Below are 16,488 nucleotides of genomic sequence, written 5' to 3'. Positions count from 1 at the left end.
TGTTCATGAGCTTCGAGTGGCGTGCGGCAACGGCAGGGGACATCGACTTCGCCCGGCAGCTGACCTGCGACAACATGCTTGCTTATTACCTCAAGCATGATTTGCTCTGGCAGGACGAAGCGTTCGACGTGGCCTGGATCATTCGCCAGAACTGGATAATCAGTCGTGCCGGTCAGGCTCTGGGCTTTGTCAGTCTCAGTCGTGACGCCCGGGCGTTGTATATCCGGGAGCTGCAGATCGACGAGGCGTTTCGTGGGCAGGGCGCTGGAACCTGGGCGATCGGACAGGTTTGGGGCTTGGTGGGCCTGGAGCGTCGCCCGGCGCTGCGCCTGACGGTGTTCAAGGACAATCCGGCCAGGGCGTTGTACGAACGCATGGGCCTGCGCGTCGTGGGCGAAGACGAATATTTCCTGAGGATGCAGCGAGACGCCGGTGCTTGAAGCCTCGGACGTTGTGCCAATAAAGATGTGTTGTAACTTTTATCTGTTCCTTTGCGCTAGGTCTGCCGGACGCTTTTTGCTAAGGTGTTGTGCAACCCAAATAAGACCAAATCGTGAGGTGTCTGCTTGATTAGGGTGTTAGTGGTCGATGACCATGATCTCGTCCGTACGGGCATTACACGAATGCTGGCTGACATCGATGGCCTGCAGGTAGTTGGCCAAGCTGAATCCGGGGAAGAATCCCTGATCAAAGCGCGCGAATTGAAGCCCGACGTGGTGTTGATGGACGTCAAGATGCCTGGCATCGGCGGCCTTGAGGCCACGCGCAAACTGCTGCGCAGTCACCCGGACATCAAGGTGGTCGCGGTGACCGTATGCGAAGAGGATCCGTTTCCCACCCGGCTGTTGCAGGCGGGCGCGGCGGGCTACCTCACCAAGGGTGCTGGCTTGAACGAGATGGTCCAGGCCATTCGTCTGGTTTTTGCCGGGCAACGCTACATCAGCCCGCAAATCGCTCAGCAATTGGCGATCAAGTCGTTCCAGCCAACCAACGATTCTCCCTTCGATGCGCTGTCGGAGCGGGAAATCCAGATTGCGCTGATGATTGTCGGTTGCCAGAAGGTGCAGATCATCTCCGACAAGCTGTGCCTGTCGCCAAAAACCGTCAACACCTACCGCTATCGTATCTTCGAGAAGCTTTCGATCAGCAGTGACGTCGAATTGACACTGTTGGCGGTGCGCCACGGCATGGTCGATGCCAGCGCCTGAAAATGACTGATTTGTTTGATCCGAGCGCGTTCCTGTCCACTTGCAGCGGTCGCCCCGGCGTGTACCGCATGTTCGATGGCGACGCACGCCTGCTTTATGTCGGCAAGGCCAAGAACCTCAAGAAACGCCTGGCCAGTTACTTTCGCAAGACCGGCCTCGCCCCGAAGACCTCTGCCCTGGTGGGGCGCATCGCGCAAATCGAAACGACGATCACCGCCAATGAAACCGAGGCCCTGCTGCTTGAGCAGACGCTGATCAAGGAATGGCGCCCGCCGTACAACATCCTGTTGCGCGACGACAAATCCTACCCCTACGTGTTTCTGTCCGACGGGGCGTTTCCGCGCCTGAGCATTCATCGGGGGGCCAAGAAGGCCAAGGGCAGGTATTTCGGCCCTTATCCCAGCGCCGGGGCGATTCGTGAAAGCCTCAGCCTGCTGCAGAAGACCTTCTTCGTTCGCCAGTGTGAAGACAGCTACTACAAGAACCGCACCCGGCCCTGCCTGCAGTACCAGATCAAGCGCTGCAAGGCGCCTTGCGTGGGCTTTGTAGAGCCGCAGGTCTACGCCGAGGATGTGCGTCACTCGGTGATGTTCCTGGAGGGGCGCAGCAATGCGCTGACCGATGAGCTGTCGGCAGCCATGGAGGACGCGGCGGTCAACCTTGAATTCGAACGGGCCGCCGAGCTGCGCGACCAGATCGGCCTGCTGCGCCGCGTGCAAGACCAGCAAAGCATGGAAGGTGGCAGCGGCGATGTCGATGTGGTTGCCGCGTTCATCAACCCGGGCGGCGCCTGCGTGCACTTGATCAGTGTGCGCGGCGGTCGGGTGCTGGGCAGCAAGAACTTCTTTCCTCAAGTGGGCATCGAGGAAGACGTGTCCGAGGTCATGGCGGCGTTTCTGGGCCAGTACTACATCAGCAGTCCGGAACGCGACTTGCCTGCCGAGCTGATCGTCAACGTGGTCCATGAGGACTTCCCGGCCCTGATCGAAGCCATCGACAAGCTCCGTGGTCGTGAACTGACCATCAGCCACCGTGTTCGCGGTACCCGTGCCCGTTGGCAGCAACTGGCCGTGACCAACGCCGAACAGGCCCTGGGCGCACGCTTGGCCAACCGCCAACACGTGGCGGCGCGGTTCGATGCCTTGGCCGAAGTGCTGAACCTGGACGAGCCGCCGCAGCGGCTGGAGTGCTATGACATCAGCCATTCCAGCGGCGAGGCGACCGTGGCGTCCTGCGTGGTGTTCGGTCCGGAAGGCCCGATCAAGTCCGACTACCGCCGTTACAACATCGAAGGCGTCACGCCGGGCGATGACTATGCGGCGATGCATCAGGCGTTGATGCGGCGCTTCGGCAAGCTGAAGGACGGGGAGGGCAAGTTGCCGGACATCCTCCTGGTGGATGGCGGCAAAGGCCAGTTGTCCATGGCCCGCGATGTGCTCAATGAGTTGATGGTCCCGGACCTGATCCTGCTGGGCGTGGCCAAGGGCGCGACGCGCAAGGCCGGCTTCGAGACCTTGTACCTGAACGATGCGGCCCATGAATTCACCCTCAAGGGCGATTCGCCAGCGCTGCACCTGATCCAACAGATTCGCGACGAAGCCCACCGTTTCGCCATCACCGGACACCGTGCCCGCCGTGGCAAGACGCGCCGGACGTCTACACTGGAAGGTGTGGCAGGCGTCGGCCCGACGCGACGCCGCGACTTGTTGAAACATTTTGGTGGATTGCAGGAACTGTCTCGTGCCAGCATCGAGGAGATAGCCAAAGCACCCGGTATCAGTAAAAAGCTCGCAGAGTCGATTTATGCAAACCTGCATAGCGAGTAGAATGCCCGTCAACCTCGTAGCCAGTTGTGCCGATGAATATCCCAAATCTGATTACCGTCCTACGCGTCCTGCTCATCCCGATCTTCATATTGCTGTTCTATTTGCCGTACCACTGGAGCTACGTGGCCTCCGCCTCGGTCTTCGCCTTCGCCGCCGCGACGGACTGGCTGGATGGTTACCTGGCCCGACGCCTTGAGCAGAGCACGCCGTTCGGTGCCTTTCTCGATCCGGTGGCCGACAAGCTGATGGTCGCGGTGGCCCTGGTGCTGCTGGTGCAGGAACACGGCAACCTCTGGCTGACCTTGCCGGCGGCGGTGATCATTGGTCGCGAAATCGTCGTCTCGGCGCTCCGTGAATGGATGGCCGAGCTGGGCGCCCGTGCCCAGGTCGCCGTGTCGAACCTCGGCAAATGGAAAACCGCGGCGCAGATGCTCGCGCTGGTGATCCTGCTGGCCAACCCGTCGGATTTCAGCTTCTGGGTGCTGTTGGGCTATGCGCTGCTGCTGGTTTCCGCTGGGCTGACGTTGTGGTCAATGGTCCAATACTTGCGCGCCGCCTGGCCGCATCTGCGGACGGATGTAGAGCCGAAATAAAACTTTTTTGAATCAAAGGGTTGACGGCGTAATCTGAATCTATAGAATGCGCCACACCAAGACGCGGGAATAGCTCAGTTGGTAGAGCACGACCTTGCCAAGGTCGGGGTCGCGAGTTCGAGTCTCGTTTCCCGCTCCAAATATTGCACTACAGAGTTCCACTGAATTCTGTAAGTGATTGAAATCAGGGCCTTTAGGCCCTTTTTTCGTTCCAGCGGGAACCACTGAAATCCAGCACTATCCGGTGCGTTTAAGTCCAGAATTGAGTCCAGGATTCTGACGAGCACTGAATCGGTTTAATGCTGGAGCAGATTGTGTAGCGAGATGAGCATCTGGCCCTGACTCTGTTCAGGAGCTCGCGATGGCACTCTCAGAAATGACAGTTCGGCATGCCCGAATCACCGGTAATGACTACACCCTCGGCGACAGTGATGGTCTCACGCTCAATGTGACGGCCAGAGGCGGAAAAGTCTGGCTCTTCCGTTACTACTGGGCAGGCAAGCAGAAGCGCATGTCCCTCGGTAGTTATCCCCAAATTGGGCTTAAAGAAGCCCGTACTCGTCGTGATGAAGCCCGTACCTTGGTTGCGCAAGGCATCAATCCCTATGAGCATCGCAAACAACAGCGACTTGCTGTTCATGCTGCGAAGGAGCACACCTTCGAGGCCGTGTTCGATCAGTGGGTGGAGTTCCGCAGGCTAAGCCTGAAGGAAGGGCGCCAGAGCACGCTCTCGCAGATCTTGAGAATCTTCAATAAGGACGTCCTGCCCACGCTGGGCGGACGCTCCATCTACGATATCAATCGTCACGATCTATTGGATTTGCTGAGCAGGATCGAACAGCGCAAGGCCTTAACGACTGCCGAAAAATGCCGGACCTGGTTCAACCAATTGTTCCGCTATGCGCTGGTGAAGATCGAGGGGCTGGAACACAACCCCGCGTCAGACCTTGATGTAGTTGCACTCCCCAAACCTCCGGTTACGCACAATCCATTTCTTCGTATGGACGAGCTTCCGGGATTGATGGCTGCTCTTCGAAACTACGGCGGTGCCAACCAAACTCGGCTTGGCCTTCGGTTGTTGTTGCTGACCGGTGTCCGCACGGGCGAATTGCGGTTGGCAACACCCGACCAGTTCGATCTGGAGAAGCGTTTGTGGGTCATACCGGCGGAGGTGGTGAAGCAGCTCCAGTTAGCGATGCGAAAGCCGAGTAAGCAGATCCAAAACGTACCACCCTACATCGTGCCGCTGTCGGTGCAGGCGCTGGAGATCGTGCGTCACTTGCTGGACCAGGTTGTTCCGGCACAGCGCTACTTGTTTGCGCATCGAAGCGACCTGAGCAAGCGCATCAGCGAGAACACGCTGAATGGCGCGTTGCGCCGGATGGGGTATGCCGATCAACTCACCGGTCATGGCATGCGGGCGACGATCTCGACGGCGCTGAACGAGATCGGATACCCGAAGGTGTGGGTGGATGCTCAGCTTTCTCATGCTGATCCGGATAAGGTGAGTGCGGCTTACAACCACGCGGAGTACGTCGAACAACGCCGGACCATGATGCAGGACTGGGCGAATCGTCTGGATCTTTGGGGGCAGGGCCAGCTGAAAGCGGCAAGCTCTCCGCTTACCATCCGTTTGGAAGGGGCTGCTTCGTTGCCATCGCTTGAAAACGCGAGCGCCAATTCCATTCAGTTCAACGGCACCTTTCCAACGACAACCGTCTCGGTGCCCAAGGCTTCGGTTAGCAACGAACCAGCTCTTATCGTGTCGCACCAGGCGCCTGTCGTACCTCTTTCGCCCCCAACTGAAAAGCCGCATAAATCTCATGTGTCTGACATCCAGCGCGAACGCGCCGAGATGCTTGCCATTTATGAGGCGGCTAGCAATTTGCCGTTATTCGTTTTCGCTAAATTGGCTGGCAAATCCCGAGATCAGATCAACCGTGATATCAAGGCTCGACGCCTTCTGTCGCTCAGTCTGGGTAATCGCGGTCAGCGCATTCCTGATTGGCAGCTTGAGCCGTTGCGGCAAAAGTTGGTTCTCACGGTGTTGATGCGGTCTCCGGATGTGGATGCATGGCGGCTCTATAGCGCGCTTTGTAACCCTCATGAGCGACTAAAAGGTCGTGCGCCAATCGATGTGCTCACTTTGGAAAACTTCGACATGACCGCACGAGTCGTTTGCGGTGCCCTGGGTTCAAACTAAGGTACTGTCTATGTACGGTGATTGATGTCGCTGCTTGCTTGGGGCTATCTAGCACGGCAGATCTTGGATACGAGGCTTCATACGTCATTTGAATGTCAGATTCTTGCTTATGGTCGAAGACTGAAGCGGTCGAGCGCCTCCATGGCTGCCGTCATACTCCATGAGCGAGGCGGTTCGCTGGAAGGTCAAGAGATAGTTGATGTCTTCCATCATCGTCCAAGTGGGAGGGGGCGTGGGCGGACGTGCACTTCCCCCCGCCAGTGCCAATGTGCTTTGCGCAGCGCTGGGCGTGCGTGCGTGGTTGCTAACAGTGTATACATCGAAGAGTGGCATAAAAGCTTAAAATTTACGTGCCGGGGCGCCGGAGGGGCACAGTCCCTCTTGACGAATGGTGCCATATGCTCTCTATCAGCGGTTGGTGCAGCTGGCTTAATCTGGTCTTCACCTGCTGTGAGCTAGGGGAAGGTATGAATTTTGTGATCCGGGCCAGCTAGGTGGTGGTACGTATCCATCTATTGAGGCTCAACGGGCAGACGGGGAGCAGGTTTAGATCGGAGATATTTTGTTAGTCGCGCGAGGGATGTGGGATGATTAGCCTAAAGGGGGAAGCTCCTTGGGCTGGACGATGGGCATGTCAGGGGATGCCTCCTGGATTGAAGTTTGAATGTCCAAGCCTCGGAGCGCGTTCCTTCGTAATGAGATAATGCATGCGAGACGACCTAGGTAATGTTTCGAATGACCGAATCGTTAAAATACTCTAGAGATGTTAAAAAAGTATGAATATAGCTCCATTTACCTCTAGAGATAGTCTGGGTCGGTATTATACAGAAAGCGACATAAGTAGTTTGCTAGTATCCCTGATGGATACTGCTAAAGCAGCAAATATATTGGATTTGGGCTGTGGCTTGGGCAGTCTATCATTCGCTGCTTCTAAGCGTTGGAATGATGCAAAAATATTTTCTCTTGATATCGAGAGTAGGCATCAAATTGTAGATTCTGAAAATCAGAATAGACATCATGTGGTTGGAGATGCATTAATATTTAACCTTCCAAGCACTCTCGGAATGATGGAGGGATCAATAGATCTTGCGGTATGTAATCCTCCATATATAAAGCCTGATTGGCGGGATGAGTTTCAGCAAGTTTCTGAGCAGATTGGGATATGTAAGTATTCCTCAATCACGAAAATTTGTTCGTCTGAAGTGTTATTTTTAGCACAAATGATAAGAATGTTAAAAAGTGGTGGTGAAGCAGGCGTTATACTGCCCGACGGAATATTTACAGCGGAAAAATTTGCGAGTTTTAGAGAGTTTCTTCTAAAAGAGCATTGTGTAAAAAAAATAATACAATTGCCCCGAAAAGTTTTTAAACGAACGGAGGCTCAAACGCACATATTGATTTTCAATAAAGCGTCTTGTGAAAGGAATAGTGATGAGATAGAACTTCGTACTATTCTGGGAACCGGAAGGCTGTCTCCGCCCATATCGATTACCTCGGATGATGGTGTTCATCGGTTGGACTATAGCTACCACTCGCGAATACAGCGGTATAAAAAAAGCACTTCATTCCGTCGTCTTGAGCTGCAAGCTGTTGCGGAAATTAAGAGAGGTAAGCAGTCCTCCGTACAAGTCAGAGAGCTGGAGTATGCGACGGTGCATACCACGGATCTAAGCGGCGTACATTGTAATTATAAGCTTGCGGGTGGTATTGATCTTCTGGGCTTGGATGCCACCAAGTATCTGGTGGCGCGTCCTGGAGATCTGCTCATTGCACGTGTCGGGCGGAATTTTTTTAAAAAAATAGCTAACGTAGTTTCAGGATACGCAGTCGTTAGTGATTGCCTATTTATAATTCGTGCTGACAAAAAAAATTCGAAGAAAATATTTAAATATATCAGTTCGAAAGACGGGCAGTTGAAAATATCCGAGTTAAGCTATGGTGTAGCAGCGGCTCAAATGTCCATGAAACAGCTTGCTCAACTAAAAATGGATTTTGAATAATGGCAAAACAACAATTAGGTGTGGAGGAGCTTACATCGTTCTTAGAAGAGCGTGCAGACTATCTCGAAGAGAATGAGCTATTAGCGTGTACTGTCCAGGATGGCGATTTCTACAAAAGTATATATGCTGCCCTAATTTCACGGGGGACTAAGCTAATTGTAGGGCCCCGAGGATGTGGGAAGACTCATTTAATGCGTTACGTTTGGACTAAATGCAAAGGGGATGAGTCGTTACCCTTGGCTATTTATGTATCCTTCAATAAATATTTCCGGCTTGAACCTTTACTAAAGTCGAAGCCTAACGCAATTGCACTATTTAATACCTGGGTGCTTGCAAAAATACTCATCGCAGCACACGAAGTGGCATGTGACATCGAAGATGATGAAACTCTTGATTTAAGCTCAATCCTGTTTGCAAAAAAACAAGATTTAGAGGGAATTGTTGAGCGACTAGAGCAAAGCTTATCACCTACACCTGATCTGGAGTTTTTAGTAGAGAAAATAAGTGTTTCAGGAGTAACAAGCGCGCTCCATTCTTTGACGGATTGGCTGGAGAGAAAGCGGGTAGTTGTTTTATTAGATGATGCTGCAATCACCTTAACGCCCGAATATTTATACGAATTTTTTGATATTGTTAGAACGTTAAAAACATCCCGTATATCCCCCAAGGCATCTGTGTATCCGGGGACTACTGAATATGGCCCAAAATTTCATGTGGCACATGAGGCCGAGAGTGTTGATGCCTGGCTTTCTATCGAGGCGGAAAATTACGCATTAGTGCTAGGCGCAATCGCGCAGAAACGATTCAACGAATATGAAAAAGTACCTGATGATATCTCTCAGCTTTTAAAATATGCGGCTTTTGGAATACCTCGAGCCTATTTAATGATGCTGCGAGAGTATCATTCCGATAGCTCGCGAAGCTCACAACAAAAATTTAATAAGCTCATTGAAAAATATACGAGTGTTCGGCTGAGTGAGTACAGATCGCTAGTAAATAAACTGCCCCGATTAGAAAGTATTATTGATACAGGCGAAGCGGCACTGAATAAAGTCGTTGAGTTAATAAAAGACGCTAACTCACCTGATAAAAAAATGACTCAAAAACAGATTGTCGTCGGAATAGAGGAGGAAGAAAACCCTCTATTCAATAGGATGATTAGTCTGCTTGTAGAGGTCGGTCTGCTTTTAAAGCTCCCAAATGTCTCTCACGGAGAGGACAGGTCTTATGAGCGGTACATTCCCCATTTGGCTCTGTTAATAAGGAATAGGGTATTCAGTCAGGGTCTACATGGATTCTCCCCGCAACATATGATTGAGTTCATAGGGCGAAAAAACGTTAAGCATCCTGTTCGGCGATCCTCTAAAACTCTTCTGGGAGAAGAGCTGCTTCAGAAGCTACAACTTACGTTACCACCTTGTCGGAAGTGTAACGCTATCCGGTTAACTGATACGCAACGCTTTTGTCATCAATGCGGTAGTTTGCTGGTTGATGAGTCAACGTTTAATAAATGTATGGCATTAGAATTGTCGAATCTTCCACGGCTCACGTCATGGCAAAGCAAAGTTATCACTGGATTAGATGGCGCTAAAACTGTTGGAGACATTTTATCTATGCAAGACCCTGGTACTGAGTTAAGAAAGCTCCGCAGGGTCGGTCGTAAGACCGCCGATAAAATTATTAGCAATGTGCTACTGTACGTGGATGAGTTTTTGTCGTGAGAATGTGACTTAAATGGTTTGATGGCCATAGATTAGTGCCCGAAGGAATGAGCGATGAGTCTGCGAAAAGAACCGGAAGGTGTGTTACTAGAAGGGGCTGCCGGTGCAGAAAGTGAAGCTGAAATAGCTTCGAAAGAATTTTTCGAATTATGTAAGCTAGAAGCCATAACGTCACCATTTGAGACAAGTAATAAGTTTGACGTTGAACATAATGATAGTAATTTATCACCTATCGATCTGTTTATAACAAATACCAAGAAGCTAAATAAATTAGTTACTGCGGACTATAGTCCGGTGTTAGGTAATTTAATTCTTCTTGGTTATGTCTCTGCAGCTGAAAGTTATATTCGAGCACTGATACGAAAATTGATTCACTCTGATGAATATATATCGGCACTTGTCTCTGATAAAAGCGTGTCGTATGCAGCAGCTTTACACCATAAAAAAGAAATTTTGCCAGAGGCTCTTCTGGAGGATTTCTCTCTCGCAAGTCCTTATAATGTCTTTGAAACATTGAAAGAATTAATAGGGATGAAAGGTAGTCGTCCAAATCCGTTGGTTCTCCCATCTCAAGAATTCAAGAAAGTTTGCGAACTCCGCCACTGTTGTGTGCACCGATTTGGAAAGTTAGGTTCTAAGAACGCAATACGTCTCGGATTAGCGGCGCATACTAAATCGCTAGAAAAGCCGATTTTATTGTTGGCAGAGGATGTCGATAAGATTGCATTTATAGTCGATAATTTTGTGCGATCTATAAATAACTATGTGTTTAAATTTTTACTTGAGCGATCTGTAAAGAATAAAGATGACTCGGGAAGGGCCTGCTATGAGGTTGAATGGCTTTGGGTGTACGCGAAGGACAAGAAGCGATTCAATAAGTACTATGCAATATTCAGCTCTAAAGAAGATGTATACAAGTCAATGACACTCCGGGCATCATACGAAAAATTTTGCTCTGCATTGAAACCAGAAATCCCGAATTTGCCCGAACGAAAACAAAAAAAAGCAGAAAAAAATCCTGCATAAAGCGCTCAATAAATATAACTCTACCCATTGTAAATATTATATTGGCGGTTGGATATAAGTCCTTTAGGATGGAACTGTTAGGTTAATAGGTCTGATTAAAAACTGGTGAAGAGGCAGACAAATGTCATTCGAAATCCCTCCAGGGAAAGAGCGGTTTTTCAGTGATACAAAGCAAAAAATTGAGTCGCTTATCCGTAAAAATATTCTTTATGGAATAAAACACTATGAACTACAGGGTTGGCTAAACAATTTTTCATGCCAGCGCGCGCTTTATTTAGCAGCACACCTGCTTGATGCGCTCATATATAGATCTCCAGACATGCTGAAAAGCATGAGGCGGCATATGTTGGAAATGCAGTTGGCAACTGCTTTGCAACGCTCCGGATATGAAGTCCCCGTTACCGTAGATGACTTTCTGAGCAGATTAAAGGAAGGGCATCATAAACTACCAATTCGGTTTGTTTCTATGGATGGCGGGTTTGATAAAACTCCTGGTAAAAGCGGTGCTGCTCTGCTCAGAAATTTCCGGGAGGATGGGTTGATAAACAAAGGTATAACGATACGACCGGAGAAAGTGGCGACGTTGCCGAAGTATGTCGAGTGGTTAGTATTGGTTGATGATTTTGTAGGTACTGGAAAGCAAGCAGAGAAGTTTTTTAAATATTATAGCGTAAGGCAATGGGCTGAAAGCCGTAACGTGATTTTTCTTTCATTTATGGCCCACTCAGTGGGCGTTAGTAAACTAACCACGGATTGTTCCTATGTGGATTTTGACTGCGCAGAAATTTTATCCGCATCTCATGGGTTTTTCGCACCAAGGCCAGGTGGCATGATGTGGGGCAGGGATGGATATAATAGCATTAAGGATGTGAAAGAATTTTACTATAATGAAGTTTTATTATCGAAAAATGTAATTTTAAGTCAAACTGAATTTGATCTGGATTTGACAGTAGCTTTCAATAGAACTATACCAAATAATACGCTGGCTGCTTATTGGACTTCCAAGGGGCAATGGTGTCCGCTAATTAATCGGGGCTAATAATGGACAAAAAAATTGTTGACGCTTTTCTGCGTAATAGAGCTGAACTATTGCCAGATGATGTTTGGGGACAGTTTATTGTTCCACATTTTTTTTCGTCCTTGAGTATATTTAAAGAAAAAAAAGCGGTGAAGATTGAAGGCGGACGTGGTTGTGGAAAGACCATGTTGATGCGTTATTTGTGCCATCCTAGTGTGTTTAGTGCAAATAGAGTCAATGTTCCGGATCAATCACTGAAGTTTATAGGTCTCTATTGGAAGCCTGACATTAGATTTTGTAAGCTGTTAACAAGTTCTTGGTTGGATGATGATGCGGACATTGTTTTTTCTTATTATTTTGCCCTATGTGTTCTGGGTGAGCTAGAGAAGAGTTTAACAAGCATTTCCCGCGCATCGTTAGAGTCAGGTGTCTTGGACGTGAGAGGTACGAAAATTCCCATCGCTGCAAAACGATACTTAGGTGCCAGTGTAGAAACGTTTTATGACGTGCGGGAGTTTGTAGAGGAAAAACTCGCTGAGTTTGAGTTGTGGGTTCAAAATCCTTCCCTTAGTCGACCTGTAATGTTCAATTTTAAAAATGTATTTAAGAGTTTGATAAATGCGGTTTCCTCGAGCGATCCCAGACTTGAAGAAAGTTTTTTTAGAGTCTTTGTTGATGAGTTTGAAAATCTTCAAATTGCGCAGCAAGTAATCATCAATGACTATGTCAAGCAGCCAGATGATCAATATTGTATTAATTTTTCTGTTCGTTCTCACGCGATTTCAGAGTTTTTGACTAGTACGCAAGAGCAGTTAATAGAGCCGCATGACTATAGGACTATTAATATTGAATTAGAGTTGGGCCGAAATGATCAAAGTTTTGATTTGCTGGCCGCCGAAGTAATGTTGCTGCGTTTACAGAATGAAGGATACGAACTGGCACTGAGCGATTTCAATAAAGAGTCTTTGTTCGATCCGGGGCATATTGAAGCTAGAAATACAGATAGTTACAAGTCGGCGGTCTTGGGGCGAGCTAGACAGATCTTTCCTCAGCTGTCTACTCGAGATGTGGCTAATATTTCTGTTTCAGATAAAGCACTAAGAAATAGGATTGTCACTAGCATAAAAAAAGCTCTAGTAAAGCGAGGGGATGAAAACATTCCTATAGAGCTATTCTTTGATGGAGTTGCTCCCGATGTCTCCGTTGTATCCGCGAGCATTCTAAGTCGAAGCTCAGCATCAACTGCGGTTATTATAGAAGAACTGAGGAAAACGAAAAATGATGAAACAAGAGGATTAAGTCTTTTTTGTAAAGAAGGTGGTTGGGTTGAAAATACATTGTTTGGGTCCTTGCTCTACCTTTATAAAGGGCTCCCGCAAAAAGACTGTTTGCTATATGCAGGGTTCGGTAGGTTTTGTGGACTTTCCAAACCTAATTTGCGATATTTTCAAGAGCTTTGCCATAAGACCTTACTTGAGGCGAATGCTAATGGTGAGATGTCCGATTCGTCTACTCTAGTTATATCGCCAAAAACTCAAGCGCTAGCGGCATTTGCAGTGAGTAGTAAGTTGCTTGATGAGGTAGAACGGGCGGGGACAAACGGGAAAAAGCTGCACAGCATGATTATGCGTCTCGGTAGTATATTTGAATCTGCTCAGCGACGACCTAGTCAGAGCGAACCCGAAATAAATCATTTTTCCATTAACGATAGCCAGCGAGTCGCGTTGGATGGAGAGGTCGTTTCTTTAATTAAAGATGGGCTAATGTGGTCTGTGTTGTATGAGACATCGGATACTAAAAACAAAAGTGATTATGATATAATGCAGAACGACTATGTTCCGAATCCGATTTTCGCTCCATATTTTGGGATAAGTTATAGAAAGAAGCGCAAGCTTTCACTTTCTGCTAGCGAAGTTAACACTCTATATATCGGTTCTGGAGAGCAGTTTAAGGCACTTCTCAAAGATTACGTGGATAAATGGGAAGAGCCGGCTGAGACGGATGTTGGAATAAACTATAAGTTGTTTTAATTATGATGAATTTTAGCTGGGTTTCGGCGTGCACAGATGAAACTTTTAAAAGTACATCCTACGATGTGGCATTTGTCGGCACGGTGGTGGATGATCGTGGGGATCACTGTCTGACTATAGCGGATAGAGCAGCGACTAAAACGCTAAATGTTAGCTATATCCCCTCAGAATATAAAATTTATATTGATGGGAGAAGCTGGAGAGCTAATGAGGTTGAGAATATTGCTCTAGAGTTTCCGGCAAAAAAAATTCTTTTTGATGCTACGACTTTAGATTTTCCTGATTTGCTACTGATAATTCGAGGATATCTGCTGCACGGAGAGGCGGTCAGGTTCTATTTTCTTTATGCAGAGCCTCATAGATATATTAGTGCGACTTGTTCTGCAACTAGGCATGAGTTTCAGTTAAGTGATGGCTATGCTCCTGATTATTATCCTATTCCGGGTTTTATTAATTTGCAGACAAATCCTAATAGTGTAGGGAGTGTCACTGTTTTTGTCGGTTTTGAAGGTGCGCGGTTACGAAATCTAATCGCTGATTCAGAACCTGAAGTTTTAAAGCGATTTAACGTTGTTTTCGGTATACCTCCATTCAAGACGGAATGGGAAACGCATTCCTTGATGGAGAATTCATCAATTCTCTTGGATCAACAGGTCGAAGAGATTCTTTATGCGGGTGCTAATAATCCATACTCATGCTATGAAGTATTGTGGATGCTTTATAAGGCTAGGGATTGTAGTTCTTCATTTGAAATTGCTCCGCTTGGCACTAAGCCGGCAGCAATAGCATCTGCTTTGTTTGCAGCTGAACATCGTGGGGTTTCCGTTAGATATGATTATCCACGTCGCTCGCAGGGTAGATCCAGCGGGGTAGGGAAGGTGCATCTTTTTACTGCGTGGTGTAATGGTGGTGTAGGAAACTAATTAATGTCCAGCATCAGATAAGGATTGTCGCTAGGGAGTTTATCGAAAATTATTTTTGTGTCTTCTATTAAATAGCCTTTTAGTTGTGCGGATTTTCTGGGGCCTTGAACTTTACAGCTCCATATATTCAGTCCGTTGTCGCGTTTTTTATGTATTTTTAAACTTTCAAAATCTTTTTGTACCCAGCGCCATTTTTGACTTTCTTGGTTAGCACTATTGACGATGCTTGGAAACTCTTGGACATAGCGTTGGAAGAGACCAGGCGTGACCAGGAACACAGTACCGCTCACCGTATGGATTTTGGCCTTGCTATCATTGATGATCAGCTTGTGACTCAGAATGCCTTCCTTGACCCAACTCAGGAATGCCTGGCCCGGATTATCCGATTGAAGCGTTGAAGTTTCGACAGCACTTTCTGACAGTGCGTCACTGGCCTCAGGCTCTTCCAACTCGAACATGTCCAGTAGCGTGCCGAGGTGATCGGCATCCTCTAGCGCCATGAGATCCGACTGCGGTTGGCTTTGACCTGATTTTGCACTGGCTGTCTCGGGCGCTGGTGTTGGTATCTGGGTGTCAGCTGAGTGTTCATGAGCCGCAATGCTCACCGTTCCGCTGAAAGCCTCGGGCCGGTCTTCGTTCCCCCAGATCAGTGCCGGTTGAAGGCGCAGAAAGGTAAAACTCTGCTGCCAATTCCCGTGTGTCACAAGCGCGGTCCAGATGGCTTTGCCTTCCGGTGTGGACTCAACCAATCCATGCGACTGCAGCTCGTCGAACACCGCGAGATTGGATGAGGGAATGCCCTCAATCGATTGCGACAGCAGATAAGCTCGTAGCTTGTCCGTGACCGTCTTGCTGACCAGCCAGAGTGTGTCCTGAGTCAGCCATCCCGCGGCACCTGGCTGGTTGAGTTTCAGTTCGTGTTGAACCAGATGACGCAGTCCGCTGATCAAATGGTGTTGCAGCGAATGGGTCGGCGCTTGCAGCGCCTTGCTCGGGTTACCACCGATGTTCTGTGCGGTCGAAACACGGTCTGCCTGCATCACCAATTCGCCGAGCACGCCGGCACGTTCGTACTGCCCCGCCAGGACATAAAGCAGACTGGCCCACAGTGACGGAAATCCACTGAGCCAATCGAGGATCGGACAGTCGATAATCTGGGTGTAGAGCAAGCCTGCGGCGGCACCGTGCAGGTGGTAGTCACGACCCTTGAGGTAGCGAAAACGGTAGGGCTGATCCAGGGATCCCTGCCAAGGATGCCAAACACGGCCATCCTGGCGTTCGACCAACAGGTCCACGGCAATCTTGCCGATGTCATGCAGCAGCGCGCCATAGGCAATGCCGGCGGACCAGGCGTCGGTCTGGGCGGCTTGGTCTTCGGGCGCGGCGCCGGTGGGAAGCAGATACGACTGACGCAGTTTCAAACTACAGGCGACCAGCTCCAACCCATGATCGAGCATGCCGCCAAGATAAGCATGGTGGTGCGTCTCGCTGGCTGGAAGCTGCTGGACCAACTCGGCGTAGCGATGGATCGGACTTAAATAGAGCTGGCTGAATTGCGGATGGGAGAGGGCGGTGTACTGCCAGATGCGATCAAGCAACTGGCGGCGATGCTCGGCTGCTAACAAGCTCTGGGACGATTCGATGGGCAGGTACCCATCGGCGACGTTTACGGTGGGTGGCGGAGGAGGCTTTTGCCTTTTGTGCCGAAACAGACTGAGCATCATGGTCCTCCCGGGAACTGCTAGAGTCAGTGGCCTTTTAGCCTTTTCGGATAGGGCTCTTACCCTTGACTCCCCATTCCCTTCCAACCCTTACCGGTCCTTTTGACGCGTTTCCCTTTGTGCGGCAATCGGAATATTGATTTGTCCTGGTGCCTTTTTATTGGGTGCGCACGGTGGTACGAAAAAGGAAAGTGTCGGTACACTGCGGTGCGAATTTTA

12 protein-coding genes and 1 tRNA gene are annotated in these 16,488 nt (G+C 49.2%); 12 read left to right on the top strand and 1 reads right to left on the bottom strand.

The window, feature by feature from the left end; translation table 11 throughout:
* Window positions 1–5: 5 nt before the first annotated feature.
* The 12 genes from V7773_RS02545 to V7773_RS02490 all read left to right on the top strand — a co-directional run bounded on the left by V7773_RS02545 (window position 6) and on the right by V7773_RS02490 (window position 14,548).
* On the top strand, window positions 6–440 hold the full coding sequence (locus V7773_RS02545; RefSeq protein WP_336072202.1) for a GNAT family N-acetyltransferase: 435 nt from the start codon (window positions 6–8) through the stop codon (window positions 438–440).
* A gap of 126 nt (window positions 441–566) precedes the next feature.
* Window positions 567–1,208: a response regulator transcription factor GacA gene (gene gacA, locus V7773_RS02540; RefSeq protein ID WP_003200277.1), complete on the top strand. Its 642-nt coding sequence runs from the start codon at window positions 567–569 to the stop codon at window positions 1,206–1,208.
* Between the two features lie 2 nt (window positions 1,209–1,210).
* A complete protein-coding gene (gene uvrC, locus V7773_RS02535) occupies window positions 1,211–3,034 on the top strand; it encodes an excinuclease ABC subunit UvrC (RefSeq protein WP_092145661.1) in 1,824 nt (607 codons plus the stop codon).
* Between the two features lie 32 nt (window positions 3,035–3,066).
* Entirely contained in the window at window positions 3,067–3,627 is a 561-nt protein-coding gene (gene pgsA, locus V7773_RS02530) for a CDP-diacylglycerol--glycerol-3-phosphate 3-phosphatidyltransferase (protein WP_018608070.1), read from the top strand.
* Window positions 3,628–3,690: 63 nt separating this feature from the next.
* A tRNA-Gly gene (locus tag V7773_RS02525) sits at window positions 3,691–3,766 on the top strand.
* 222 nt (window positions 3,767–3,988) lie between these two features.
* Window positions 3,989–5,830, top strand: coding sequence for a tyrosine-type recombinase/integrase (locus V7773_RS02520; protein WP_336072199.1), 1,842 nt, complete (start codon window positions 3,989–3,991; stop codon window positions 5,828–5,830).
* A 776-nt stretch (window positions 5,831–6,606) separates the two neighbouring features.
* On the top strand, window positions 6,607–7,830 hold the full coding sequence (locus V7773_RS02515; RefSeq protein ID WP_336072198.1) for an HsdM family class I SAM-dependent methyltransferase: 1,224 nt from the start codon (window positions 6,607–6,609) through the stop codon (window positions 7,828–7,830).
* Entirely contained in the window at window positions 7,830–9,551 is a 1,722-nt protein-coding gene (locus tag V7773_RS02510; RefSeq protein ID WP_336072197.1) for an ORC-CDC6 family AAA ATPase, read from the top strand. The genes V7773_RS02515 and V7773_RS02510 overlap by 1 nt, the downstream gene beginning before the upstream one ends.
* A 54-nt stretch (window positions 9,552–9,605) precedes the next feature.
* Window positions 9,606–10,577 carry a hypothetical protein gene (locus V7773_RS02505; protein ID WP_336072195.1) on the top strand — a complete coding sequence of 324 codons (972 nt, stop codon included), beginning with the start codon at window positions 9,606–9,608 and terminating at the stop codon, window positions 10,575–10,577.
* 121 nt (window positions 10,578–10,698) lie between these two features.
* Window positions 10,699–11,616 (top strand): phosphoribosyltransferase-like protein, encoded by a 918-nt coding sequence (locus V7773_RS02500; RefSeq protein ID WP_336072194.1) that lies wholly within the window; start codon window positions 10,699–10,701, stop codon window positions 11,614–11,616.
* Window positions 11,617–11,618: 2 nt separating this feature from the next.
* Window positions 11,619–13,625 carry an ORC-CDC6 family AAA ATPase gene (locus V7773_RS02495; protein ID WP_336072193.1) on the top strand — a complete coding sequence of 669 codons (2,007 nt, stop codon included), beginning with the start codon at window positions 11,619–11,621 and terminating at the stop codon, window positions 13,623–13,625.
* A 2-nt stretch (window positions 13,626–13,627) separates the two neighbouring features.
* Entirely contained in the window at window positions 13,628–14,548 is a 921-nt protein-coding gene (locus V7773_RS02490) for a hypothetical protein (protein WP_336072192.1), read from the top strand.
* Here V7773_RS02490 and mobH read toward each other — a convergent pair.
* Complete coding sequence (gene mobH, locus V7773_RS02485) at window positions 14,545–16,269, bottom strand: MobH family relaxase (RefSeq protein ID WP_336072316.1); 1,725 nt, start codon at window positions 16,267–16,269, stop codon at window positions 14,545–14,547. The genes V7773_RS02490 and mobH overlap by 4 nt on opposite strands.
* Window positions 16,270–16,488 lie beyond the last annotated feature (219 nt).

Source organism: Pseudomonas sp. 3JA (assembly GCF_036961705.1).
In the GTDB taxonomy this organism is placed as follows: domain Bacteria; phylum Pseudomonadota; class Gammaproteobacteria; order Pseudomonadales; family Pseudomonadaceae; genus Aquipseudomonas; species Aquipseudomonas fluorescens_Q.
Note: the sequence above shows the minus strand (reverse complement) of the source record. Positions and strands in the feature narration are given on the sequence as shown.